The sequence below is a fragment of the Pseudolabrys sp. genome, from assembly GCF_050250095.1.
In the GTDB taxonomy this organism is placed as follows: domain Bacteria; phylum Pseudomonadota; class Alphaproteobacteria; order Rhizobiales; family Xanthobacteraceae; genus Pseudolabrys.
On record NZ_JBFWPH010000001.1, the window covers coordinates 780,385 to 804,405 of the forward strand.

26 protein-coding genes and 1 tRNA gene are annotated in these 24,021 nt (G+C 65.1%); 12 read left to right on the plus strand and 15 right to left on the minus strand.

The window, feature by feature from the left end; all coding sequences use genetic code 11:
* Positions 1-38: 38 nt before the first annotated feature.
* Entirely contained in the window at positions 39-1,442 is a 1,404-nt protein-coding gene (otsA, locus tag AB7F10_RS03840) for an alpha,alpha-trehalose-phosphate synthase (UDP-forming) (protein WP_428557594.1), read from the plus strand.
* Between the two features lie 6 nt (positions 1,443-1,448).
* Here the strand turns inward: otsA and thrS are convergent, their stop codons facing one another.
* The 4 genes from thrS to AB7F10_RS03860 form a co-directional block, all read right to left on the minus strand.
* On the minus strand, positions 1,449-3,419 hold the full coding sequence (gene thrS, locus AB7F10_RS03845) for a threonine--tRNA ligase (protein WP_428557593.1): 1,971 nt from the start codon (positions 3,417-3,419) through the stop codon (positions 1,449-1,451).
* A gap of 216 nt (positions 3,420-3,635) precedes the next feature.
* Positions 3,636-4,562, minus strand: a complete 927-nt coding sequence (locus tag AB7F10_RS03850; RefSeq protein WP_428557592.1) for a DMT family transporter — start codon at positions 4,560-4,562, stop codon at positions 3,636-3,638.
* A 70-nt stretch (positions 4,563-4,632) separates the two neighbouring features.
* The gene (gene yidD, locus AB7F10_RS03855; RefSeq protein WP_428557591.1) at positions 4,633-4,947 is read right to left on the minus strand and encodes a membrane protein insertion efficiency factor YidD; all 315 of its coding nucleotides are present in this window, start codon (positions 4,945-4,947) and stop codon (positions 4,633-4,635) included.
* An 8-nt stretch (positions 4,948-4,955) separates the two neighbouring features.
* Positions 4,956-5,402, minus strand: coding sequence for an iron-sulfur cluster assembly scaffold protein (locus tag AB7F10_RS03860; RefSeq protein WP_428557590.1), 447 nt, complete (start codon positions 5,400-5,402; stop codon positions 4,956-4,958).
* A 247-nt stretch (positions 5,403-5,649) separates the two neighbouring features.
* Between AB7F10_RS03860 and folE the strand changes: the two genes are divergently transcribed.
* Positions 5,650-6,312 (plus strand): GTP cyclohydrolase I FolE, encoded by a 663-nt coding sequence (gene folE, locus AB7F10_RS03865; RefSeq protein WP_428557589.1) that lies wholly within the window; start codon positions 5,650-5,652, stop codon positions 6,310-6,312.
* Between the two features lie 27 nt (positions 6,313-6,339).
* Positions 6,340-6,801: a phosphoribosyl-AMP cyclohydrolase gene (gene hisI, locus AB7F10_RS03870; RefSeq protein ID WP_428557588.1), complete on the plus strand. Its 462-nt coding sequence runs from the start codon at positions 6,340-6,342 to the stop codon at positions 6,799-6,801.
* Here the strand turns inward: hisI and AB7F10_RS03875 are convergent.
* The 3 genes from AB7F10_RS03875 to AB7F10_RS03885 are packed head-to-tail and all read right to left on the minus strand — an operon-like array spanning position 6,798 to position 8,864.
* The gene (locus AB7F10_RS03875; RefSeq protein ID WP_428557587.1) at positions 6,798-7,670 is read right to left on the minus strand and encodes an HpcH/HpaI aldolase/citrate lyase family protein; all 873 of its coding nucleotides are present in this window, start codon (positions 7,668-7,670) and stop codon (positions 6,798-6,800) included. The genes hisI and AB7F10_RS03875 overlap by 4 nt on opposite strands.
* 31 nt (positions 7,671-7,701) lie before the next feature.
* The gene (locus tag AB7F10_RS03880; protein ID WP_428557586.1) at positions 7,702-8,364 is read right to left on the minus strand and encodes a hypothetical protein; all 663 of its coding nucleotides are present in this window, start codon (positions 8,362-8,364) and stop codon (positions 7,702-7,704) included.
* A 17-nt stretch (positions 8,365-8,381) separates the two neighbouring features.
* On the minus strand, positions 8,382-8,864 hold the full coding sequence (locus tag AB7F10_RS03885; RefSeq protein WP_428557585.1) for a MaoC family dehydratase: 483 nt from the start codon (positions 8,862-8,864) through the stop codon (positions 8,382-8,384).
* 184 nt (positions 8,865-9,048) lie between these two features.
* On the opposite strand from AB7F10_RS03885, the gene AB7F10_RS03890 reads away from it, so the two are divergent.
* Together AB7F10_RS03890 and AB7F10_RS03895 are read left to right on the plus strand one after the other, a co-directional pair.
* The gene (locus tag AB7F10_RS03890) at positions 9,049-10,047 is read left to right on the plus strand and encodes a transglycosylase SLT domain-containing protein (RefSeq protein ID WP_428557584.1); all 999 of its coding nucleotides are present in this window, start codon (positions 9,049-9,051) and stop codon (positions 10,045-10,047) included.
* 124 nt (positions 10,048-10,171) lie between these two features.
* A complete protein-coding gene (locus tag AB7F10_RS03895) occupies positions 10,172-11,356 on the plus strand; it encodes a DUF2336 domain-containing protein (RefSeq protein WP_428557583.1) in 1,185 nt (394 codons plus the stop codon).
* A 182-nt stretch (positions 11,357-11,538) separates the two neighbouring features.
* Here the strand turns inward: AB7F10_RS03895 and AB7F10_RS03900 are convergent, their stop codons facing one another.
* The 4 genes from AB7F10_RS03900 to AB7F10_RS03915 all read right to left on the minus strand — a co-directional run bounded on the left by AB7F10_RS03900 (position 11,539) and on the right by AB7F10_RS03915 (position 14,747).
* The gene (locus AB7F10_RS03900; RefSeq protein ID WP_428557582.1) at positions 11,539-12,114 is read right to left on the minus strand and encodes an Hpt domain-containing protein; all 576 of its coding nucleotides are present in this window, start codon (positions 12,112-12,114) and stop codon (positions 11,539-11,541) included.
* A 15-nt stretch (positions 12,115-12,129) separates the two neighbouring features.
* Positions 12,130-12,675 carry a response regulator gene (locus AB7F10_RS03905; protein ID WP_428557581.1) on the minus strand — a complete coding sequence of 182 codons (546 nt, stop codon included), beginning with the start codon at positions 12,673-12,675 and terminating at the stop codon, positions 12,130-12,132.
* Between the two features lie 84 nt (positions 12,676-12,759).
* Complete coding sequence (locus tag AB7F10_RS03910; RefSeq protein WP_428558387.1) at positions 12,760-13,542, minus strand: NAD kinase; 783 nt, start codon at positions 13,540-13,542, stop codon at positions 12,760-12,762.
* 128 nt (positions 13,543-13,670) lie between these two features.
* Positions 13,671-14,747 carry a GlxA family transcriptional regulator gene (locus AB7F10_RS03915; RefSeq protein WP_428557580.1) on the minus strand — a complete coding sequence of 359 codons (1,077 nt, stop codon included), beginning with the start codon at positions 14,745-14,747 and terminating at the stop codon, positions 13,671-13,673.
* Positions 14,748-14,878: 131 nt separating this feature from the next.
* Here AB7F10_RS03915 and AB7F10_RS03920 point away from each other — a divergent pair, with 131 nt between their 5' ends.
* On the plus strand, positions 14,879-15,937 hold the full coding sequence (locus AB7F10_RS03920; RefSeq protein WP_428557579.1) for a class I SAM-dependent methyltransferase: 1,059 nt from the start codon (positions 14,879-14,881) through the stop codon (positions 15,935-15,937).
* A gap of 62 nt (positions 15,938-15,999) precedes the next feature.
* On the opposite strand, the gene AB7F10_RS03925 is transcribed toward AB7F10_RS03920, so the two are convergent.
* On the minus strand, positions 16,000-16,536 hold the full coding sequence (locus AB7F10_RS03925; RefSeq protein ID WP_428557578.1) for a tetratricopeptide repeat protein: 537 nt from the start codon (positions 16,534-16,536) through the stop codon (positions 16,000-16,002).
* 227 nt (positions 16,537-16,763) lie between these two features.
* On the opposite strand from AB7F10_RS03925, the gene AB7F10_RS03930 reads away from it, so the two are divergent.
* The gene (locus AB7F10_RS03930; protein WP_428557577.1) at positions 16,764-17,303 is read left to right on the plus strand and encodes a hypothetical protein; all 540 of its coding nucleotides are present in this window, start codon (positions 16,764-16,766) and stop codon (positions 17,301-17,303) included.
* 13 nt (positions 17,304-17,316) lie between these two features.
* Here the strand turns inward: AB7F10_RS03930 and AB7F10_RS03935 are convergent, their stop codons facing one another.
* Positions 17,317-18,282, minus strand: a complete 966-nt coding sequence (locus AB7F10_RS03935; RefSeq protein ID WP_428557576.1) for an MBL fold metallo-hydrolase — start codon at positions 18,280-18,282, stop codon at positions 17,317-17,319.
* Between the two features lie 163 nt (positions 18,283-18,445).
* On the opposite strand from AB7F10_RS03935, the gene AB7F10_RS03940 reads away from it, so the two are divergent.
* Positions 18,446-18,895, plus strand: a complete 450-nt coding sequence (locus tag AB7F10_RS03940) for a hypothetical protein (protein WP_428557575.1) — start codon at positions 18,446-18,448, stop codon at positions 18,893-18,895.
* 129 nt (positions 18,896-19,024) lie between these two features.
* On the opposite strand, the gene AB7F10_RS03945 is transcribed toward AB7F10_RS03940, so the two are convergent.
* Together AB7F10_RS03945 and AB7F10_RS03950 are read right to left on the minus strand one after the other, a co-directional pair.
* A complete protein-coding gene (locus AB7F10_RS03945; protein ID WP_056910640.1) occupies positions 19,025-19,228 on the minus strand; it encodes a cold-shock protein in 204 nt (67 codons plus the stop codon).
* Positions 19,229-19,358: 130 nt separating this feature from the next.
* Positions 19,359-19,433: transfer RNA gene (locus AB7F10_RS03950), tRNA-Thr, on the minus strand.
* A gap of 468 nt (positions 19,434-19,901) precedes the next feature.
* On the opposite strand from AB7F10_RS03950, the gene AB7F10_RS03955 reads away from it, so the two are divergent.
* The 4 genes from AB7F10_RS03955 (at position 19,902) to AB7F10_RS03970 (ending at position 23,880) form a co-directional block, all read left to right on the plus strand.
* Positions 19,902-20,330, plus strand: coding sequence for a hypothetical protein (locus tag AB7F10_RS03955; RefSeq protein ID WP_428557574.1), 429 nt, complete (start codon positions 19,902-19,904; stop codon positions 20,328-20,330).
* 20 nt (positions 20,331-20,350) lie between these two features.
* Entirely contained in the window at positions 20,351-20,989 is a 639-nt protein-coding gene (locus tag AB7F10_RS03960) for a hypothetical protein (RefSeq protein WP_428557573.1), read from the plus strand.
* Positions 20,990-21,250: 261 nt separating this feature from the next.
* Positions 21,251-21,766 (plus strand): chemotaxis protein CheW, encoded by a 516-nt coding sequence (locus AB7F10_RS03965; protein ID WP_428557572.1) that lies wholly within the window; start codon positions 21,251-21,253, stop codon positions 21,764-21,766.
* Between the two features lie 41 nt (positions 21,767-21,807).
* Complete coding sequence (locus AB7F10_RS03970) at positions 21,808-23,880, plus strand: methyl-accepting chemotaxis protein (protein WP_428557571.1); 2,073 nt, start codon at positions 21,808-21,810, stop codon at positions 23,878-23,880.
* The last annotated feature ends 141 nt before the right edge of the window (positions 23,881-24,021 follow it).

The window sequence follows — 24,021 nt, forward strand, 5'->3', positions numbered from 1 at the left end:
AGCGGTAGCGCGGTGTTCGCGCGCTCGGAGTGACGTCATTGCCTCGATTGGTCATCGTATCGAATCGCGTCGGAATTCCTGACGGGAAAGCGCGCGCCGGCGGCCTTGAAGTTGCGATCCGCTCGGCGCTCGAACAGATGGAGTGCCTGTGGTTCGGCTGGAGCGGCAAGATTGGCCCCCATGCGGAAGCGCAGACCCTCACGCGCAAGAACGTCACCTACACGACCGTCGATCTCGAGCAGGCCGACTTCGACGAGTTCTACAACGGCTTCGCCAACAGCGTGCTGTGGCCGGTGTTGCACTATCGACTGGATCTCATCGAATTCACGCGCCGCGACCAGAGCGGCTATTTCCGCGTCAACGAGTACTTCGCGCGCCAGCTTGCGCCCCTGCTGCGCCCTGACGACGTGATCTGGGTGCATGATTATCATTTCATTCCGCTCGCGCAGGCGCTGTCCGATCTCGGCTGTCGGAACCGGATCGGGTTTTTCCTCCACATTCCATTCCCGCCGCCGGAACTGATCGCCGCGTTGCCCAATCACGAGCGTCTGCTGACGCAGCTTTCCCATTACGATCTTGTCGGGTTCCAGACCGAACGCGACGCCGTAAACTTCGCCAGTTATTTCGAAAACGAACGCGGGGCGCTTCATTCGCATCCGGGCACCATCGTCGTCGACGGGCGGGAGGTCGCTTATGGCGCATTTCCCGTCGGCATCGACGTCGCGGATTTTTCCCAACTCGCGCAGAAGGCCGCGGAGAGTGATTTCGTCAAGGAGGTCACCGACAGCCTCGGCGGCCGCTCGATGATCATCGGCGTCGATCGTCTCGACTATTCCAAGGGGCTGCCGATGCGGTTCGACGCCTACGAGATGTTCCTGAAAAACTTTCCGGACTGGCGGCAGAAAATCACCTACCTCCAGATCACGCCGCGCAGCCGCGCCGATATCGCCAACTACGCCGACATCGGCCGCCAGATCGGCCAGTCGGTCGCGCGCATCAACGGCACCTATGGCGAGGTGACCTGGACACCGCTGCGCTACGTCAACCGCGCGCACAACCGGAGACAGCTTGCCGGCCTCCTGAAGATGTCGCGCATCGCGCTGGTGACGCCACTGCGCGACGGCATGAACCTCGTCGCCAAGGAATTCGTCGCGGCACAGGATCCCGACGATCCCGGCGTGCTGGTGCTGTCGCGCTTTGCTGGCGCCGCCCACGAGTTGCGGGACGCCGTGCTGGTCAATCCCTACGACACCGAAGGCTTTGCCGCGGCGATCGATCGGGCGCTGTCGATGCCGCTCGACGAAAGGCGGGGCCGGCACCGCGCGCTCTACAAGGCGGTCTGCGCCTCGGATTCGGAGGGCTGGGCCGGCAAGTTCCTGTCGCGGCTCAACGCACCCGCGCGCAACAGCCGCGGCGACGTGCGCGTCGTCGCCGGAACGTGACGGCGCTTAAGATATCTTCGCCTTCATGCGCTTGAGGTCCGGCGCGGTGGCTTCCTCGGCCAGCATGGTGAGCGCAGAATCGAGCGGCATCACCTGCTGCTTCTCCTGGCCGAGCCGGCGGATCGACACGGTGCGTTCCGCCGCTTCCTTCTTGCCGACCACGAGCAGCGCCGGAACCTTGGCGAGCGAATGCTCGCGCACCTTGTAGTTGATCTTCTCGTTGCGCAGATCGCCGTTGACGCGCAGCCCCATGCGGCGGGCGAGTGCGGTCGCTTCCGCGGCGTAATCGTCGGCATCCGAGGTGATGGTGGCGACGATGGCCTGCACCGGCGCTAGCCACAGCGGCAGATGGCCGGCATAGTGCTCGAGCACGACGCCAAGGAAGCGCTCCATCGAGCCGCAGATCGCGCGGTGGATCATCACCGGCGGCTTTTTCGAACCGTCCGGCGCGATGTAGAACGCCTCGAAGCGCTCCGGCAGATTGAAGTCGACCTGCGTGGTGCCGCACTGCCAGTCTCGGCCGATCGCGTCGCGCAGCACATATTCGAACTTCGGCCCGTAGAACGCGCCTTCGCCGGGATTGATCGCGGTCTTGATGCGGTTGTTGCTCTGCGCGATGCGCTTCAGCACGTCATGCATTACGCCTTCGGCGTGGTCCCACGCCGCGTCCGAGCCGACGCGCTTTTCCGGCCGCGTCGAGAGCTTCACGGTCAATTCGCCCTGGAAGCCGAAGTCGTCATACGTCGACAGGATCAGGTCGTTGATCTTCAGGCACTCCTGCGCCATCTGCTCCTCGGTGCAGAACACATGGGCGTCGTCCTGCGTGAAGGCGCGGACGCGCAGCAGGCCGTGCAGCGCGCCGGACGGTTCGTAGCGGTGCACCGTGCCGAACTCGGCGAGACGCAGCGGCAGCTCGCGATAGCTGCGCAGGCCGTGCTTGAAGATCTGGATGTGGCCGGGGCAGTTCATCGGCTTGATGGCGTAGACGCGCTCGTCCTCGGTGTCGTCGCCGGCCGAGGTCGCCTGGAACATGTTCTCGCGAAACCAGCCCCAGTGGCCGGAGGTCTCCCACAGCGACTTGTCGAGCATCATCGGCGCGTTGACTTCGTTGTAGTCGCCTTTCAGCCGGCGGCGCATATAGGCGACGATCTCCTGGAAGATCGTCCAGCCATTGGCGTGCCAGAACACCGTGCCGGGGCCTTCCTCCTGGAAGTGGAACAGGTCCATCTCTCGGCCGAGCTTGCGGTGGTCGCGCTTCTCGGCCTCTTCCATCTGGTGCAGATAGGCGTCGAGTTCTTCCTGCTTGGCGAAAGCCGTGCCGTAGATGCGCGTCAGCATCGGGTTCTTGGCGTCGCCGCGCCAGTAGGCGCCCGCGACCTTCATCAGCTTGAAGGCGTTGCCGATCTTGCCGGTCGAGGTCATGTGCGGGCCGCGGCACAGGTCGAACCAGTCGCCCTGCTTGTAGATCTTGATCTGCTGGTCCGCCGGAATGGCGTCCACCAGCTCGACCTTGAACAGCTCGCCCTTGTCGCGGAAGACTTTCTTGGTTTCGTCGCGCGACCACACCTCCTTGGTGAAGGGTTTGTCGCGGGCTATGATCTCCTTCATCTTCTTTTCGATCGCCGCGAAGTCTTCCGGCGTGAACGGCTCGTTGCGGTAGAAGTCGTAATAGAAGCCGTTTTCGATCACGGGGCCGATGGTCACCTGCGTGCCCGGCCACAGCGTCTGCACCGCTTCGGCGAGCACGTGCGCGCAGTCGTGCCGGATCAGTTCCAGCGCGCGCGGATCGTCGCGGTTCACGAATTCGATCCTGGCATCGCGCTCGATCGGATCGGCAAGGTCGGCGAGTTCGCCATCGAGCGCCATCGCCACGGTGCGCTTGGCCAGCGAGGGCGAGATGCCCTTCGCGATGTCGAGACCGGTTGTGCCTGCGGGATAGTCACGGCGTGCGCCGTCGGGGAAGGTCAGGGCGACCATCGTTCTCTCCTGTTGCTCACTCCTGCGAACGGGACGCGGCCAGCAAAAGTGGGAACCGGTTTTGCGTCCGGCCGCGTTCCTCTTTTCAAGAGTGCGCGCATCCGGGCATCGAGCCGGAAGCCACTTAGCCTGACTGCATGCATGCAGGTAAGCGGAATGGCTTGGGGATAACCGGAGGCGCGCCGAATCGCAATAGTTATCGGAGGCGTTGCCGCCTCAGGCGGCGGGCGTGCGGCGCAGCCGGGCGAACACCTGGCCGTCGATGACGAGCAGGGAGATTCCGATCACCAGCGCGCCGAGGATTTCCCGCACCGTCAGCGGCTCGCCGAGCACCGTGACGCCGAGCAGGATCGCCGTCACCGGGATCAGCAGCGTGACCAAGGCAACATTGGTCGGGCCGGACCGCTCGAGGATACGGAAGAACACGATATAGGCGAGGGCGGTCGAGAGCGCGGCCAGCGCGACGATCGCGGCCCAGGTGGCCGGGCTCGGCATCGGCAGCGTCCACGGTCGGTCGACGATGCCGGCGACGACCGCCATCACGAACCCGGAGACGATCAACTGGCAGGTCGTCGAGGTCATCGGCGGAACGCCGGCGAGCATGCGCCTGGCCCACAGGCCGGCAATGCCGTAACTGAGCGCGCCGCCGAGGCAGAGCAGAATACCGATGGTCTGGTCGGTGCTGTCGGTTGCCGAGGCGCTGCGCAACAGCAGGACGCCGAGTATGCCCATCGACACGCCGATCACGCGGCGCAGGCTCAACCGTTCGTCGCCGAAGGCGGCCAGCACCAGGACGGTGAACAACGGCGTCGTGGCGTTGAGCACCGAAGCCATGCCGGAGGTGATGTAAGTCTGTCCGGCGAAGATCAGCGAATACGGGATGATGTTGTTGAACATCGCGATGCCGACGAACGGCATCCATTCCTTCGCCGTGCGCGGCAGCGCCATGCCGAACAGTTTCATGACCGGAAGCATCAACACGGCCCCGAGCGCGACGCGCGCGAACACCAGCGTCAGCGGCGGCAGTTCGCGCAGCGCGAAGCCAACGACGAAAAACGTGCCGCCCCACAGCACCGACAGCAGGATCAGCAGCAGCCAGTCCTGCGGGTGCATGGCCGGCGGCATCTTCGTCATGTCGGTCATGCTTGCCCCATCGATGCCGCCAGTACCTATGGCGGCGCGCGCCTTGTCCACCCGGTTTGCGTGGGGGCTGTTATGCCGGCGGCGGCGTCTCATTGGTGCCGCGCCAGCGGCCGTAGCGCCAGGGCAGATACCAGCGCGCGCCGTCGGGCGGCATCTGCGGCACAAAGTCGAGGCCGTGCGTGCCCCACGGATGACAGCGGAGAATCCGCGCCAGCGCCATCCACGATCCGGCCCAGAGGCCGAAGCGCCCGACGGCTTCCTCGGCATATTCCGAGCAGCCGGGCAGATGGCGGCAGCGCGGGCCGATCAGCGCGAGCAGCGTGTAGCGATAGAACAGAATGAGGCCGCGTCCGGCCTTGCGTGGAAGGTCGCTCAGAACGTTCACCGGGACGCTCACTCGGCGGCTTGTTTCTGTTTCGCCTCGATCTGGTCGATGGCGTTCACCACCGCGTCGAAGGTGAGCATGGTGGAGGCGTGCCGCGCCTTGTAGTCGCGCACCGGCTCGAGCACCGCGAAGTCCGCCCATTTGCCGGCAGGCGGCGGGCCATTTTCCTTCAGCATCTTGCGGACGGTCTCGCGCAGCGCCCGCAACTCACCGGCGCTGGCGCCGACCACATGGCTCGCCATCAGCGAGGACGAGGCCTGACCGAGCGCGCAGGCTTTCACATCGTGGGCGAAATCCGAAACCTTGGGGCCGTCCATCGTCAGGTCGATGGTGACCGTGGAGCCGCAGAGCTTGGAATGGGCGGTGGCGGAGGCATCGGGGTCCGGCAGGCGGCCAAGACGGGGGATATTGGCCGCCAATTCGAGGATTTTCTTGTTGTAGACGTCGTTAAGCATCGCTCATGGCCCCGATCTCATGGCCCGGATAACGTTCCGCGCATTGCGCCGCGCCGGCTTTGGACTATATAGGGATTGGCCTTGCCCGGCGAGAAGGGGGTTCCCCCTCAAGGGCTTGCGCGGAAATGGGAATGCAGCGTCCGGTTCTCCAGTGCCGCAGGTGGCATGGCTGACAGACGTGGGCGCCCGGTGACACATCCGGCGAAGCCGCGTATGGCATGCGCCGGTCGAACGGAGAGACCCGTCTATGGACGCGAAGAAGCCCACTGTCGTGACCCCGTGGCCGAAGCAGGGCCTGTCCGATCATGTCCGTGCCGCGCCGGAACCCGCCGTGCCGCGCCCCTCGCGCGAGAAGGCGGAGGAGGCGGTGCGCACGCTGCTCGCTTTTGCGGGCGACGATCCGGCCCGCGAAGGCCTGCTCGACACGCCCAAGCGCGTGGTCGACGCCTATGACGAGATGTTCCAGGGCTATCGCGAATGCCCGCTCGACGTGCTCGACAAGACCTTCGGCGAGATCGGCAGCTACAACGATTTCGTGCTGGTGAAGGACATCACCTTCAACTCGCATTGCGAGCACCACATCATGCCGTTCTTCGGCAAGGCGCATATCGCCTACAAGCCGGTGGAGCGGGTGGTGGGCCTCTCGAAGCTCGCGCGTCTGGTCGACGTCTACGCCAAGCGCCTGCAGACGCAGGAGCACATGACCTCGCAGATCGCCACCGCGCTCGAGGAGATCCTCAAGCCGCAGGGTGTCGCGGTGATGCTGGAAGCGGAGCATATGTGCATGTCGATCCGCGGCGTCACCAAGCCCGGTTCGCTGACGGTAACGACGCAGTTCTCCGGCCTGTTCGACAACAATCCGCAGGAACAGGTCCGCTTCATGACGATGGTGCGCGGGGGTCAGCGCTGATCCCCGCTTCAATGTGCGGGGTTTTCTGTGGCTGACAATTCCTCTTTATTCGCGACGCGCGGTTCCATCTCCGAGATCGAGGAGGGCCGCGCCTTCGCGCCGAAATTCGACAGTGACGGTCTGGTCACCGCCGTCGTCACCGACGCGTCGTCGGGCGACGTGCTGATGGTCGCGCACATGAACGCCGAAGCGCTGGCGAAGACCATCGAGAGCGGCGAGGCGTGGTACTTCAGCCGTTCGCGCAAGAAGCTCTGGAAGAAGGGCGAGATCTCCGGCCACGTCCAGCGCGTCGTCGAGTTGCGCACCGACTGCGACCAGGACGCGCTGTGGCTGAAGGTCGAACAGGCGGGCGAAGGCGCCTGCCACACCGGCCGGCGTTCGTGCTTCTATCGTGCGGTGCCGCTCGGAAAAGCAGGCAGCGTGACGCTGGAATTCCGCGACGCCGACAAGGCGTTCGATCCGAAGGCCGTGTACCCCGATAAAGCCTAGCTCTGCCCCATCCGCGCGAGCAGCGCCTTGGCGCGCGCGAGGTGCGGGCGGTCGTACATCTTGCCGTCGATGCCGACCGCGCCGGCGCCCGGCTGCGCAGCGAAGGCCGCGACCACCGCTTTCGCCTTGGCGATGTCGGCGTCGTTCGGCGTGAACACCTCGTTGATGACGGGCACTTGCGCCGGATGAATGGCGAGGCGGCCGGTGAAGCCGTCGCGCCGCGCATCCACGGTGTCGCGGCGCAGGCCTTCGGTATTGCGGAAATCGACATAGACGGTTTCGATCGCGGTGGTCTTCGCCGCCGCCGCCGCATAGAGGCAGATCGAGCGGGCGAAGCGATAAGGCTCGGTGAGCAAGCCTTGCGGGTCGCGGTTCGCCTCCGCGCCGAGTTCGGCGGAGAGGTCTTCAGGCCCCCAGGTCATGCCGATCAGCCGCGGGCTGCAATTACGGTAATTGCCGGCGTTGAAAATGCCGGTGGCGGACTCGACCGACTGCGCGAGAATCTTGATCGTGCCGTCCGGCAGCCCGGCGATTGCCTCGCGCGCCGTGAGCTTCGCATCGATATGGGTGACGGTCGCGCCGCCTTCCGCCTTCGGGAACACCACGATGTCCGGCTTGGCCGGCACGATGGCGTCGAGGTCGGCGTCGGTCATGCCGGTGTCGAGGCCGTTGATGCGCACCAGCAATTTCGGCCGCTTCGTCTCGCCGCTCACGGCTTTGAGGAAATCGAATGCGCATCTGCGCGCGGCCTCCTTGCGCTCGGCCGTGATCGAATCCTCGAGGTCGATGATGACGCCGTCGGCGCCGCTCGCCATCGCCTTGTCGAGCTTGGAACCGCCGTCGGCGGGAACGAACAGCAGCGAACGCATTCAATCCTGTCCTTGTCTTTCCAGTGTCCGTTTATTGTTCGATCCAGCGGCGCAGTGGCACGCACTGTTTGGCGGCAACCGGCGCGAGGCGGAACAGTTGCTCGGCCGCCGCCGCCTTGAGGCGGTAGGACGGGCCGCTCTCCTCGTCACCGCATCCGGCGGTCATCCGTAGCCCGCCGTCACGACCGAAAATTGCATCGGCTGACGACGTGCCCGCGGTCCGCGCAAGGCCGATGCTGCCGCCGTCACATTCGACGATGCAGCTGAGTTTATTGGCGTCGGATTTGCCGGCTTCGTCCTTAGTCGGCGCACATGAGCCGGCGGCGTAAAGCGGCTTCTTCCAGCCTTTGACGGTTGCGCGCAGGATGAAGTCGTAAGGCTCGCTCGGATTGAGATCCGCCGCCGTCACCTGCATCACGAGCGTTGTCACCTGCCGGCCCTTGAGCAGTGCCGGAACCGGCCGCATCAGCGGCTTGCCGTCTTTCTGCTTCTCGCCCGGCACCGGCTCCATGCTGATCTTGTTCTGCGACCAGTCCTCGATGTCCATCGTAACGGGCTTTTTTAGATCGGCGGTAAAGCAGATTGCCTGGCCCGCCTTGATCGGGAGAATTTCCGCGATGCCCGCCGGCTGCGCATGCGCCATCGTCACGGCGATGAGAGAGAGTGTCGTCCCGATCGTCAGCGCGTGGCGCATGGTGGCGGTCCGTCTCGTTAGGCCGGCTTCTTGATGATGAAGGCCTGGCGGGTGCATTCGGCGACGAGCTTGCCGTCCTGCTTGAACGCCTTGTGATGGAATTCGACGATGCCGGCGTTCGGCCGCGACTTCGACTCGCGCTTTCCCAGCACCTCGGTAGTGCAGCGCACGGTGTCGCCTTCGAACAGCGGATTAGGGAACTTGACGTCCTTCATGCCGAGATTGGCGATTGTCGTGCCGACCGTCATGTCCGAGACCTGAATGCCGATCATCAGGCCGAGCGTGAACAGCGAGTTCATCAGCGGCTGGCCCCAGTCGGTTTCCTTCTCACAGAATTCGCGGTCGATGTGTAGAGGCTGGGGATTGAGCGTCATGTTGGAGAACAGCATGTTGTCCATCTGCGTCACCGTGCGGCGCAGGGTGTGCTCATAGGTCTTGCCGACCTCGAATCCCTCGAAGTAAAGCCCGCCGCGCGGATGCCGCTCTGCCGTCATGCTCATCGGGACACCTTGCCCATCGAAAACCTCTTGGAAAACCCCGTTTTGCCGACGCTCTGGGCGCGTCCGGCCGGTCGTTAAGCTTCTGTTTACCATACATGCCCATGCTCGGCGGCGCCTGACAAGGCTGCCCCTCGCGTACCGTGACGTCCTTTGACGGGCATTTTCCGGTAACGCGAAAGCGCCTATGCAGATCCAGTCGAACAATCAGGTTGCGACCGTCGCCGGCGCGATCCGCCAGGCCGCCCATACCACGGGCGCGAATTTCGACTATCTGCTGACGACCGCGCAAATCGAATCGAATCTCAATCCGAACGCCCGCGCCGCGACCTCGACGGCGCAGGGGCTGTTCCAGTTCATCGACCAGACCTGGTTCGCCACCATGAAGGCGGCGGGCCGGGCGCTGGGGCTGTCGCGCTACGCGGATTCGATCGTGCAGGGAGCGGACGGCCGTTTCGACGTGCCCAATCCGGTGATGAAGCACGAGATCATGAAGCTGCGCAGCGATCCGAAGGTCAGCGCCATGCTGGCCGGCGCCTTCAGCCGCAACAACCACGCCCAGCTGGCTGCCGAACTGGGCCGCGCGCCGAGCGAGGGCGAGCTTTACATCGCGCATTTCCTCGGCGCCGACGGCGCGGCGCGCCTGATCGGCACCGCGATCCAGCGCCCCAATGCGACGGCGGCCGAGGTGTTCCCCTCGGCGGCGCGGTCCAACCGCCCGATCTTCTACGACCGCGGCGGCAATCCGCGCACCGTGCTCGGCGTCTACCGGATGCTGACCGACCGCTATGAGGTCGCGCGCGCCGGCAGCGGCGGCAACGCCGTCGATGTCGCGGCCGCACCGCCGCCGCCCGCGACTCTGCGCGGCTCGCTGCCGGTCGAGAAAGGCTTGCGCCCGCCGGCCACCATTCCGGTGCAGGACACCGCCGCGGTCGCGCAGGCTTTCGCCGACGCCAATGTGCAGCGGCGCCCGCGCGTCATCGAGGAAGCCAAGCCGCTGTTCCAGGCGATGTTCCATTCCCGTGGCGATGAGCCGGTGGGTTCGGTGGTGCGCGACCTGTGGACGCCGGTGCGCGGTCAGGCCCCGGTGCAGACGGTCAATTCGTTCAACCTGTTCAGCGACACGGCGCAGACCGCCGCCGATGCTACCGCGACGTCGGCCACGACCGCCAAGCTCCGCCGTTAGCGGCAAAATCGTCGTTAACGTCTCATCAAGAAGCATGGTGAACCGTTTGTTAAGCCTCGGCGGCTAGGCTGAGCGTCGCCGCATCGTATCTGCGGCGTGTCGTTTCGTAGCGTTTGGTCAGTCGATGATAGTTCGTCAGTTCCTGCAGTGGGTGCGCAACGCCCGGCCCGGCGATCGGGCCGACGCCACATCGGCGCTGGCGCGCGCTTACCTGCATTCCGATTTGTCGCCCGACGATCTTGCTGCCGCTGAAGGCGCTTTGATCATGCTGCTCGACGATCCGTCGCCGCTGGTGCGCAGGGCCCTGGCAGAGGTGTTCGCCTCGAGCCAGAAGGCGCCGCAGGTGGTCGTCAACGCGCTCGCCAACGATCAGGCCGACGTCGCCGTGCCGGTGCTGTCGCGCTCGCCCCTGCTGCTCGATTCCGATCTCGTCGATCTCGTCGCGACCGGCGAGGCGGAGACGCAGGCTGCGATCGCCTCGCGCCCGCTGCTGCCGCGTCCGGTCGCCGCAGCGATCGCCGAAGTCGGCAGCGCGCAGGCCTGCCTGGTGCTGCTCGAAAATGCCGATGCCGACGTAACGCCGGCCTCCATCGACCGCATCGTCGATCGCTTCGGCCATCTCGCGGCGATCCGCGAAACATTGCTGTCGCGCCCCGATATTTCGGCGCCGACGCGCCAGGCGCTGCTGACCAAGCTCACCGAAACGCTCACCGGCTATGTCGCGGCGCGGCGCTGGCTGACGCCCGACCACGCGCAATTTGCCGCCAAGGATTCCTACGAGCGCGCGACGTTGTCGCTCGCCGCCGAGGCGCGCTACGAGGAAATCGCCGCGCTGGTGCAGCACCTGCGCGACAGCGGTCATCTCACGCCCGGCCTTATCCTGCGCGCGCTGTTGTGCGGCAATATCGTGCTGTTCGAAGAGGCGATGGCGGAACTCGCCGGCATCCCGATCGACCGGGTGTCGAGCTACATCCACGACCGCAATATTTCGGGCTTCCGCGCGCTCTATCGCAAGTCGGGCCTGCCGGATATCGCCTATCCCGCCTTCCGCGAAGCGCTTGCCGCGCTGCGCGGCGACGTGCTGATCGGCGAGCCGGGCGGGGTGGCGCGGCTCAAGCGCCGCATGGTCGAACATGTGCTGGCGCGTTGCGAGCAGGAACTGACCGGCGAGATCGAGCCGCTGCTGACCTTGCTGCGGCGCTTCGCGGTCGAGGCCGCGCGCGAGGAAGCGCGCATGTTCTGCGACGATCTGGTGGCCGCGCCGCTGCCGATGCCGGTCAATGACGACCACGGCCGGCTGGTGGCTTGACGTCTAACGGTTTCTGAAAAACCTCCATTGTCATTCCGGACGCCACGAAAGTGGCGATCCGGAATCCAGAGAAGACAATCGTTGGTTCTGGATTCCGGGTTCGCGCCATAGCGCGTCAAAGACGCGCGTGAACGCGCTGATGCGCGCGCCCCGGAATGACGGTAATGATTTTTCGGAAGACGCTAAGGCTGCGGGATCAGCGACGGCGCCTGGATCAGGTCGAGCACGTCGGGGCGCGCGCTGTTCTCGACCGCCAGGAAGTCGTCGGTCACTTCGCGCAAACGCTGCGTCAGCATGCGCGCGAGGTCGGCCGCGTCGGAGCGGCCGTATTCGCGGATGATGGCGCGCACGGCGTCGACATGCTGGTCGATCAGCGTCACCGGAAGTCGCGTCACGTCGGGCGTGTATTCGACCAGCCGGCACAGGCTGTCGGCCGCTGACGCCACCGCCGGATAGCCGAAGGTTGCTGCCTCGCCCTTGATGTCATGCGCGGCATGGAACAGGGCGTCCTTGGCCTTCGGCGTTAAGCCGGACTTTTTGATCGCGTGGCGCGCGGCGTCGAGCCGCTCGCATTCGAGATCCATCCAGTTCGAAAACTCGCTCGACAGGTCGGCCAGCGCCTTCTCCGCGCGGGCGACGGGATCGTCGTCCTCCGCCGGCGGCGCGGTCGAGATCGCCTTGCGCAGATCGTTCGGCGGCTTGATGACTTCGTGGTCGGCGAACACCGCGACCGATGAGGAGTCGTCCGTCATCCGCATGCTTTACTCTTTCCCTCAGGCCGACAGCCGCGCCGTGACGATCAGCGGGCTTTGGCGCACGGTGTTCGCCTTGCCGCCCTTGCGGCGTTCGGGGCCGGTATAGTTCGGATTGATGAAGCGCCGCCGGTCGGGACCGAAGAAGGTCGGCGTCTTGATGAAGTCGCGCGGGTTGACGACGATGTTGACGATGCGTTGATACAGCGCCTTGGCCGACACCGGCTTGACGAGAATCTCGGTGACGCCGGCGTCGCGCGCCGCAGTCACGCGATGTTTCTCGGTGTGGCCCGTCATCATGATGACCGCGGCATAAGGATTGGCGTTGGCGCCGGGTTGCCGGATCATTTGCGTCAATTCGATGCCGTCGAAGCCGGGCATCGCCCAGTCGGTGATGATGATGTCGGGCACGAACTGGTTGAACGCCTCGAGGCCGGTCGCGCCGTTGTCGGCTTCATAGATGTCGCGCACGCCGAAACCGTTCAGCAGCGTGCGAACGATGCGGCGCATATGCGCGTTGTCGTCGACAACCAGAATGCGCAGGTGGCTGAAATCGATGCGAACCATTGGCGCTCCAGGACGCCGACGCGGAGGCCGGCACCCGGGGGCGAGGCTAAAGCCGCGCCGTTAACACTCGGTTAGGAAGCGGGGCTAAAACCCGAACTGTTCGCCAAGGATGCGTTCGTCAAGGCTGTGGCCCGGATCGAACATCAGGTTGATCGAAACGCCGAGATCCATGCCGATATCGACCGAATGGACCGAGCGGACCTCGTCGTGGTCGGCCACGGCGGCGACCGGACGCTTGCCGGGGTCGAGCGCCTCGATGGTGACCTTCGCCTTGTCCGGCAGCAGCGCGCCGCGCCAGCGGCGGGGGCGGAACGGGCTGATCGGGGTGAGGGCGAGAAGCGGCGCACCGACCGGAATGATCGGTCCCTGCACCGAGAGGTTATAGGCGGTGGAGCCGGCCGGCGTCGCGACCAGCACGCCGTCGGCAATCAGCTCGGCGAGGCGCTCCTTGCCGTCGACGAGAATGCGCAGATGCGCGGCCTGCGCGCTCTGGCGAAACAGCGACACCTCGTTGATGGCGCGATGCTCATGTACGCGACCCGCTGCGTCGGTCGCCCGCATCACCAGCGGATGGATCACGGTGATGCGCGCGCTGTTCAGCCGCTCGACCAATTTGTCGTGGCCGTATTCGTTCATCAGGAAACCGACGGTGCCGCGATGCATGCCGTAGATCGGCTTTCCGGTCGCCATGAACTTGTGCAGGGTTTGCAGCATCAGCCCGTCGCCGCCGAGTGCGACGATGACGTCCGCCTTCGCCGGTTCGGCGTTGCCATAGCGCTGGCTGAGCCGGTCGTAGGCCTCACGCGCTTCCGGCGTGCCGGACGCGATGAAGGCGATGGTGCTGAAACGCTGGCCGGGACTGTTCATGAACTGCGGCTCGGACGGAACGTGACGTGTGACCATACAGGGATCGGCGATGGAACGCGCGGTGCTCGTCTATACGACCTTCCCCTCGATTGTCGAGGCGGAGAAGGCCGGCCGCGCGGCGGCCCGGCCTATCTGGCTTGGATCGCAGCCGAAACCGAAGGCGGAAGGCTTGATTGAGCGTCGCCGCCGCGCGCAAAGGCCGGCACTTGGAAATGACGCCGGTATCGACTGGGCGAGAGCCCGGTCAGGCGCTTGAACAGCCGGCGGAAAAATGCCGCATCCTCGTAGCCGACCTGCCAGCCGATTTCATCGACCGGCGCGTCGGTGCGTTCGAGCCGCCGCTTGGCGTCCTCGATGCGCAGCCGCTGCGCATAGTCGATCGGCGTGTATCCCGTCGCCTGCGTGAAGCGTCGTTTGAAGGTGCGCTCGGCGAGACCCGAATTGCGGATCATCTCCTCGACCGGCGCAGCGACCGAGAAATGACCGATGAGCCATTCTTGCGCCGCTGCGATCACCGCATCGCCGTGGTTCTTCGGACCCTCGAACACGATATAGGGCGCAAGACCGTCATGATGCCACTGCAACGCGAACATGTGCGCGACCGCCTGTGCCGCGGTCGTGCCGACGTGACGGGCAATCAGATAAAGTACGAGATCGTGCCAGGTCATGGACGCGCCTGACGATACGAGACGCTGGCCTTCGCCCGCAACGACCAGCACGCGATCGGGAAAAATCGGCACCGCGGGAAACGATTTGCGGAACTGCTCGGCATAGCCCCAGTGCACGGTCGACTCGACGCCGTCGAACAGTCCGGTTTCCGCGAGCAGGAATACGCCCGAGCAGGCGGAGCACAGCATCGCGCCGCGCTCATGCATTCTCCTGAGCCAGGCGACGAGTTCCGGATAGCGCGCTTTCGCCCAGCCGCCGTCGGCGAGGATGACCGAAGGCACAATGACGATGTCGGTCGCCTCGACGGCGCGCGCGCCGCGCGCCGCCATTACCGGTAATCCGCTCGCCAGTGTCACCGGTCCGCTCTGCTCGCCGACGATCTCGAAGCGGAACGGCGCACGCTCAGGGAAGGCATCGTGCGCCTTGGACAGCAGTTTGAAGGCATTCATGACGTCATAGATGCCGCTCAGCGTCGAGATCACCGCGTCGGGTATCGCGACAAGGCTGACATGCAGTTCGCGTTGAGTTTCGGTCATGATCGGCCCGTCGCTCTGGCACAAATGAACCGGTTTTGGCGAACCTGCCACTCAAAATCGCGGCCAGCAACGGTCATGACTGCGCCATCCGGCGGGACACTCGGTCCGGCCAGCAACGATGGAGAACTGTAATGGAGCTCAATCAGGAGAAATTGAACGCGTTTGTCGGCCAGATGGTCGGCGAACTGTCGGTTGGCTATGGCGGCGTCATGGCGAGCCTGGGCGACAAGCTCGGCCTCTACAAGGCCATGAAAGGTGCGGGGCCCGTCAGTTCGCAGGAACTCGCGAAGCGTTCCGACTGCGCCGAACGCTACGTGCGCGAGTGGCTCAACTCACAGGCGGCTGCCGGCTACGTCGTCTATCATGCCAAGAGCGCCACCTATGAGTTGACGCCCGAGCAGGCCCATGTCCTCGCCGACGACAATAGCCCGGTCTATCTGACGCCGGCCTTTCAGGTCGTCGCCTCGATGTGGGCCGACGAGGACAAGGCTCTCGAGGCGTTTCGCACCGGAAAGGGCGTGAACTGGGGCGACCACGACGAGCGGCTTTATTGCGGCGTCGCGGCGTTCTATCGCAACGCCTATCGCGGCAGCCTGGTCAGCGAATGGCTGCCGGCGCTCGATGGCGTGACTGCGAAGCTCGAAAAGGGCGCCAAGGTCGCCGACGTCGGCTGCGGCCACGGCCACTCGACCGTGCTGATGGCGCAGGCTTATCCCAACTCGCGCTTTTGGGGCTTCGATGGTCACAGGAAGTCCGTTGAGGCGGCGCGCAGGATCGCAGAAGAAGCGGGCGTCGCCGATCGGGTGACCTTCGAGGTCGCCGATGCCGGCAGCTATCGGGAGCAGAGCTTCGACCTGATCTGTTTCTTCGACTGCCTGCACGACATGGGGCGGCCCGTCATTGCCGCCGCGCATGCGCGCAAGGCGCTGGCGAAAGACGGCTCGGTGATGCTGGTCGAGCCTTATGCCGGCGATCGGGTGCAGGACAATATCAATCCGGTCGGCCGCATCTACTACTCTGCGTCTACGACCATGTGCTGCGCGCATGCGATTTCCGAGGACGGTACCCATGTGCTTGGCGCGCAGGCCGGGCAGTCGCAGCTTGCGAGTGTGTTTGAGCGGGCCGGATTTCGGCAATTTCGCAAGGCCATGCAGACTCCGTTCAACCTCATCCTTGAAGCGCGCGCTTGAAAAGAGACGAGGGCCGGCTTGTCCGGCCCTCGTTCCATTTAAGGGAATGACGATCGGCGTGATCAGTAGCTCGCCTTGCCGTCGATCACCTCACGCAGCTGCCGGAACTCCGTGCAGGTCTCGTTGCCGCAGATCAGTTTGACCTTCTGCAGGAAGTCTTCCGCCTTCAGGCGGTTGCCCTGTTCGGCCTGCCACATGCCGTAATAGGACCAGGTGCGCACGTGGTTCGGATCGGCCTTCAGCGCCGCTTCGTACCAGAGCTTCGACTGCTCGTAATTGCCAAGCTTGCGGTTGGCGTAGCCGATGTAGTTGGCGACGTCGGGGTGATCGTCGCGATGCAGCGCATGCAGCGCCGCGATGCCTTCGTTGTAGCGGCCGGCGAGGATCATGTCGCGCGCGGCGCGATAGCCGTCGAGGAACTTCGCGTAGTCGCGCTGCTGATCGATCATGCTCTTCTTGTCTTTTTCCTTCTTCTTGTCGGTCGAGGGCGCCGGCGTGTCGGTGCCGACGGCCTGGACCTGGGGAAGGCCGAACGACAGGCCGACGACGAGCGCTGTGGCGTAAAGCCCGGTGCGGGAAAGGACGTGCCTGGCAAGCATGGGAGCCTCTGGGTTGGAGCGGCGCGAATGCCGGTGTGTGTCGATACGATCATGAAAACACAGGACTGCGGCAATTAGTCCAGCGCCGCTTTCACGTCTGTGTGAGGGGCACGGCGCGCTCGCCCGCCCCGGCATTTCACGTTATCGTTCGACGGTTCGGCGATGATTCCCGGCCGAACCGGGTTGGGGATAAAATGTTGCGATATTTCCGCGCCTTGGCGGCGCTGATGCTTATTCTGCTGCCGGCTGCGTCTGCGGTGGCGGCCGACGATATTCTCGATTCCATCGAGCAAGCCCGGAAATCCTATCAGTCGGGCGACCTGACCGGCGCCAAGCAGGCACTCGACCTTGCCTCGCAATTGATCGGCCAGAAAAACGCCGAGGGCTTTGCCGCGCTGCTCCCCGCCGCGCTGCCGGGCTGGAAAGCCGAGAAGGTGCAGACCACCGCGATGGGGCAGATCGGTTTCGGCGCGTCGATGGCGAGCCGCAGCTACAGCAACGACAAGGGCGACAGCGTCGAAGTGCAGATCACCGGCGACAGCGCGATGATCACGCAGTTCGCGACCTTCCTCGCCAATCCCGGCATCGCCGGGGCGATGGGCAAGATCGTGCGCGTCGGCAGCCAGCGCGCGATCCAGACGCAGGACGGCGACGTTCACATGGTGATCGCCAACAAGTTCCTGATCACCGTCAACGGTTCGGCCGACGGCGCGGCGAAGATGTCCTACGCGCAGGCGGTCGACGTCGGCAAATTGTCGAAGATGTAACGCGTGACGGCGGCTAGAGCGGCCGCCACATCGCCGGCGCGAAGTCGAATCCGGTCGCCGTGCGCAGGATGTGCCCGTTGCCGGGAAACGGGAAATGATAGCCTTGCACCAGCATGCGGTCGGCGGCGGCGCGATCGAGCATCGCCTTGCGCGTCGCGACCGCGAGCGCCCCGTCCATGTCGAACCTCGGTTGCCATTCGGGATGGCGCACGAACAGGGCGGGCAGGCGCGCGGCATCGCTGACGACCAGAAGCGACTCCTTGCCCGAACTGACCGCGAAGGCGCAGTGCCCCGGCGTGTGCCCGTAAGCCGCGATCGACGCGATGCCCGGCGCAACCTCCTGTCCCGGCGTAAACTGCGTCACCTCTTTGGCGATGTCGGCGAAGATGCGCCGCGCGTTCAGGAAGTAGAGATGCAGCGTTTTTGAGTTTGCGTGCGCGCGCAGGTTGGCGTCGTCCATCCAGAAGGTCCATTCCGGCTCCGGCACCTTAATCTCGGCGTTCGGAAAAACCTTGGCGCCGTCCTTGGTCTTGATGCCGTTGATGTGGTCGGGATGGAAATGCGAGATGACGATGGTGCCGATATCCTGCGGCCGGATGCCGGCGACGGTGAGATTGTCGAGCAGCGTGCCGGCGCTGTCGGTGAGCTGGCCCGCGGTGCCGGTGTCGATCAGCACGAGGCGAGGGCCGTTCCTGACCAGCAATGCGGTGAAATTGATCGGCAGCACGTCGGGCGCCAGAAAGGCGTCGGTGAGCGCCTTGTTGACGTCGTCCCGGCTTGCATTGCGCACCAGCGCGCCTTCGATCGGCTGCTCCCAGACGCCGTCATAGAGGGCGATGAGTTCCAACTCGCCGACCCGGTAGCGGCAGACGCCGGGGCTTCCGCGCCCCGCGCGCGGCGCGCCCCATGCAGCAAGCGGCGGCATCGCCAGCGCGGCGGCCGTCGTGGAGAGGAAGCTGCGGCGTGTCAAAGTCGGCATTGCGGGTAAGAGGTCATGGAGGAACCGCGTCACAAGTTTGTGGATGACGTTCGGCAGGCGCAGGTTACGCCGCGCAAGCGGGCAAGTGCCACACCCGCCAACCCCGCGGATGTGTTATTTATTCCGGCGAGGGGCGCGGCGCTGCAAAAATGGAACGTGGGTCGTGAGGTTTTTTCCCGTCATTCTGCTGCTGGTCCTGGCCGGCTGTTCGTATTCCGGCGAGCCCTCGCAGGCGGACCTGCGCGCGCAATGGAACGAGCAGAACATCTATCCAGCGAACTACAAGGCCGAGGTCGTCGCCTTCGTTCACTCTTACCTGAACAACCCGGGTGGAATACGCAGTGCGGCGATCACCAAGCCGCAGATCAAGCGGGTGCCGGGCGATCCCGGTGACCGCTACGTCGTCTGCGTCCGTTACAACGCCCGCAAGAGCGACGGCAGCTATGCCGGGATGACCGATACGGCCGCGACCTTCAGGGCGGGCAAGTTCGAACGCTTCATCGATCCGATGCGCGGCGATCTGCAGCGGCAGGCGGCGGCGCGAATGGTGCAGGACGTGTGCAAGGACGCCGCTTACGAACCGTTTCCGGAACTGCAGAAGCTGAAGCGTTGACGAGGCGGCGTCGGCGGCGATGCGCGGCTTCGCCTGCGGGCAAAAAGAAATCACCGCCCGCCGTGCTGTCGCGCGGCGGCTCGGTGCTGTTGGTGGCGTCGCGATTGGAAGTCGCGGGCTGGTAAAGGTCTACTTGACCTTAAGGTTCTCCGCGGAGGTCTTTCCGCGGTTCTCGACGAGCTCGAACTGAACGGTCTGACCCTCGTTCAGTGTGCTAAGGCCTGCGCGCTCGACTGCGGAGATGTGGACGAACACATCCTTCCCGCCTTCTTGCGGCTGAATGAAGCCGTAGCCCTTCGTCGGGTTGAACCACTTAACGGTGCCCTGCGGCATGCTGGTATTCTCCGAAGTTACTAACGGTATCAGTCTGACACAGACGGTAACCATCGGGAAGACCCGATCCGGGCGCCGCCGCCATTTTCATCGGCGGGTCATATTGTTGGTCTGCCGGCCGATTTTGGGCTGGTGCCGGGTGAGGGGATTGAACCCCCGACCTTCGGTTTACAAAACCGCTGCTCTACCGCTGAGCTAACCCGGCTTCCCACCGCCGGAGAGCTAGCAGCGCGCCCGGCCCGCGACAAGTCATGCGGCGTTCGCGATGTATCGGCGGCGGTCCGGAAGCCGCGGCGTGCGCCGGCTTGGGGCGCGCGGTGAGGCGGGCGGTGTGCCGCTGCCGGGGCCGCGCCCGGCTTGCGGTGCGGTTTCCGACTTACGCCCGGCGCCGACGCGCCGCCGCCCTGCCGCGGGCGCGTGCCGCGGTCCTTGCTCGCGCGCCTTCGTGTCGTCGTCGCAGCCGGTGTGCGCGAGCGCGCCGCGTTGCGTTCCGCGTCGCGCTTGACGCTGCGACGTTAACTTTAATCGCGGCGTCTAAGTCCCGCCACCGGCAGCAGGATGCGGTGTCGTGGTGCTCCCGCAGTTAATGTTACCTTTGGATTGCGCGCGCCTGTGCAAACCGCTCGTGTAAAACCGGATCGGATCAACGAAACGGAGCACGAGAGAGATGCGAGTGTCGATCGCTGTTGCGGCCGCCGTCATCGCCCTGTCTGCGCCGGCGTCGGCGACCGATCTCGGTTCCGGCGGTTATGTCTTCGGCGCGCGCGCCGGACAGGTCGTGGTCTACGATTATCAGCCTGGCGTCGTCGTGCGCGCCTATTGGACGCCGCCCTGGCAGGGCCGCCATTACTTTCCCGTGACGGGAAATGCTCCGCGCGCCGGCCGGCACGAAAATCTCAATGCGCCGCGCCGCCGTTATGCGCCGGCGCAAAGCTTCTATCGCGAGTGGTCGACCTCCTCGGTGTTCGAACTGCCGGTTGCCGATTTCGCGCAGCGTTTGCCGCTCGCTGCCGCTTCGCCGTCCGAAGTCGGCGCCGTTGCGGCCCCGAACGCCGCGCCGCCTGCCGATGAGCGTTTCGATCATCTGCCGGCGGAGAAGTAAGTCCGAACGATGCAAGGCCTGTGACGATGACGTTTAAGACCAATCTTCTGTTCGCCTGCGCCGGGATGGCCGCGTTTTGCGTGTCGCAGCCCGCATCTGCGCAGTATTACTACGCGCAGGGTTACAGCCAGCCGTATGTCTATCCTTACGTCGTCGTCCAGCCGCAGCCTTATGCGCAGCAGGCCGCGCGTCCGTATCCCTACATCATTCAGCGTCCGCAGGCTTACGCGCCGCCGCCGGCGCGCCGCAGCAAGGCGCGGCGCAAGGTCGAGGTGGCCAAAGTTCCGAGCAGGGCCGAGGCTGACGACGCGCCCCGCTCCGGCCCGCATGAGATTCATCGCACCGTGTCGAAGACGGATCCGGCGCTGATCGAGGAGCTGCGCCGCAAGACCGGCAAGAAGATCGACAAGGTCGTGGTCGTTCGCGAGAAGCCGGTGATCATCGAGCGCAAACGCTATGTCGACGATCCCGTGAGGATCGTGCGCCGCCACAAGGTGGTCGACGTCAACGTGCCGGCGCCGCCGCGCGACCGCGGCGACGAGGTCGGCCGCGTCATTCATGCGGAGGCCGAGGTCACCATTCTCGGACCGGACCGCATGAGCATCCGCCTGTACCGCAAGGGGCTGGACGCCAACGCCAAGGCGGTGAAGGCCGACTAGCCCGCAGGGCTCGACATTCAAGGATCGTGGGACGAGAGCGGCGGACGAAAGTCCGCCGTTTTTGCTTGTCCGCCTGCCGGGACGGGCCGCAACGGTTCGTTTAGTTAATCTGCCTTAATTAAATGAAAATAAATATCTCATTAGTAGCTTTGATCCGGAAATGACCTTGCCCGCGTCCGTAGCGAGCCGGACGGACCCCGCGGACCATCGATTTCTGGCGTTCACGGCACCGGCCGCCGACAACGAGAAGACCGGTAACCTATGACCACTTCCGCCCAGCTTGAGTCCTCCGATTGGAATGCGAACGCCGCGCAGGGCGCTGGCGATGTGACGCAGTTCGTCTCCTTCGCGATCGGCGAAGATCAATACGGCGTCGACATCATGTCGGTGCGCGAGATCAGGGGCTGGGCCGAGATCACTCATCTGCCCAAGCAGCCGGAGTATGTGCGCGGTGTCCTCAACCTGCGCGGCGCGATCGTGCCGATCATCGACCTGCGCTGCCGGTTCGGGCAGGGGCTGACCGAGACGACGCCGCTGCACATCGTCATCATCGTCCAGATCGGCGGGCGTCAGGTCGGCCTGATCGGCGACCGCGTGCTCGACATCGTTTCGGTCGAAGCCGGTCAGATCCAGCCGGTGCCGCGCACCGCGCAGGGCGCGAGCGCGGACTTCCTCGCCGGTCTCGTCACCATCGAGAAGACGATGATTGCGCTCATCAGCCTCGGGGAGTTGATCCCATCGCAGGCTGGCGGCGACGCCCAACGGACGGCGGCTTGACCCCTAAGAAATTTCTCCAACCACCAGCTATCGAGATGAAGATGAAGCTTCCCGCGCTTTCCATTGCGGTCAAGCTGTACACGATCTTTGCGATCATGGCAGCGTTGACGGTCGGCCTTTCCGTGATTGCCGCGAAGATTTCGCGCGATCGGATGATTCAGAACCAGGAACTTGCCGACACCGCCGTCGGGCAACGTGGCGTCGAGCGCGTCAACGGCCTGATCTACGCCGTCGTCATGGAGTCGCGCGGCGTCTATATGTCGTCCGCCTCCGACGCCAAAAAGGTGAAGACCTACGCCGACGGCATCCGCAAGTTCAACGGCACCATCGCCACCATCGTCGAGGAATGGCGCAAGAGCGTGCGCGGCGATGACGCGGAAGCCTTCGAGACGTTCTCCAAGCGCATTGCGCAGTTCATCCAGTTCCGCAACGAGCTTGCACGGCTCGGCGTCGAGGTCAGCCCGGCGGCCGGCCGCGAGTGGGGCGACAACGACGCCAACCGCAGCGTGCGCAAGGCGCTCAACGGCGACCTCGAAAAGCTGTCCGAGGTCTACGCCCGGCGCACCAAGCGCATCTATGCGGAGATCGCTTCCGCCACGCAGATGGCGGAAATGTTCTACTGGTCGTTTGCCGGCTTCGCGCTGCTGCTCGCCGCGACCGGCATCGTGCTGATCTGGCGCAGCGTGCTGCGTCCGCTGAAGCAACTCCAGGGTTCGATGCGCGTCATCGCCGAAGGTCAATACGACGCGGCAGTGCCGGGCGAAAACCGGAGCGACGAGATCGGGGACATGGCCAAGACCGTGCTGGTGTTCCGCGACGCCGCGGCCGCCAAGCAGGTGCTCGAGCGCGAAACCGCCGAACAGCGCCAGCAGGCCGAGGTGGAGCGGCACCGCAACGCCGAGCGCGAGGCGGAGGTCGTTCGCGAGCGCGCCGCGGCGCAGGCCAAGGCTTCGGAAGCCGAGGCGAAGGCGGCGGCCGAGCAGGCTCGCAGCGCCGAGGAGCGCGCGACCGAGCAGGCCCGCATCGCTGCCGAGCAGACTCGCATGGTCGAGATGCTGGCGGAGGCACTGCGGCGGCTCGCCGACGGCGACCTGACCTGCCGGCTGGGTGACGGGTTCTCCGGCGCCTACACGCAGATCCGCGACGACTTCAATGTGGCGGTCGGGAAGCTTCAGGACACCATTTCCGCCATCGCGCATGCGGTGCGTGAGGTGACCAACGCCTCGTCGGAAATCTCCGCCTCGACGACCGATCTGTCGCAGCGCACCGAGGAGCAGGCGGCCTCGCTCGAGGAAACCTCCGCCTCGATGGAAGAGATCGCCGCGACCGTGAAGAAGAACGCGGAGAACGCGCAGACCGCCAATCAGTCGGCCTCCGGCACCCGCGACGTCGCCGATCGCGGCGGCCAGGTGGTGGCCAAGGCCGTCGATGCGATGGCGAAGATCGAGGAGTCCTCGCGCAAGATCTCCGACATCATCGGCGTCATCGACGAGATCGCCCGCCAGACCAATCTGCTGGCGCTCAATGCGGCCGTGGAGGCTGCGCGCGCCGGCGACGCCGGCCGGGGCTTCGCAGTGGTGGCTTCGGAAGTGCGTTCGCTGGCCCAGCGCTCCTCGCAGGCCGCCAAGGACATCAAGGACCTGATCGTCAGCTCCGGCGGTCAGGTGAAGGACGGCGTCAATCTGGTCAATCAGGCCGGCGCCTCGCTCCATGAGATCGTGACGTCGATCCGCAGCGTTGCGGACGGTGTCGCGGACATCGCCAATGCCTCGGCCGAGCAGGCCGGCGGCATCGAGCAGGTCAACAAGGCGCTGACGCAAATGGACGAGGTGACGCAGCAGAACTCGGCGCTGGTCGAGGAAAACGCCGCCACCGCCAAGACGCTTGAGGCCCAGGCCCGGGCGATGAACGAGCGTGTTTCGGTGTTCCGCCTCGGGGATGTTGCAGCGCCGTCGATGACGCCGGCTGCCGACGCCGGCAGGGTTACGCAGCGCGCGGCGCCCGCGGCGAAGACGCCGGCGGCTCCCGCTGCACGTGCCGCGAGTCCGGCACGCCGCATGCAAGCGAGCCTTGCAACGGCGTTCAAGCACGACGACGACTGGAAGGAATTTTAGGCGCGAGCAGCCAAGAATTCAAACTGGTGAAAACGGCGGGCATAGCCCGCCGTTGTCTTTTAAGCAGGATCAATAACGCAGTTCGATAGTGCGTCTCGACAGCACATCTCGACAACGCGCCTCTATAACTTTGTCCCGCGT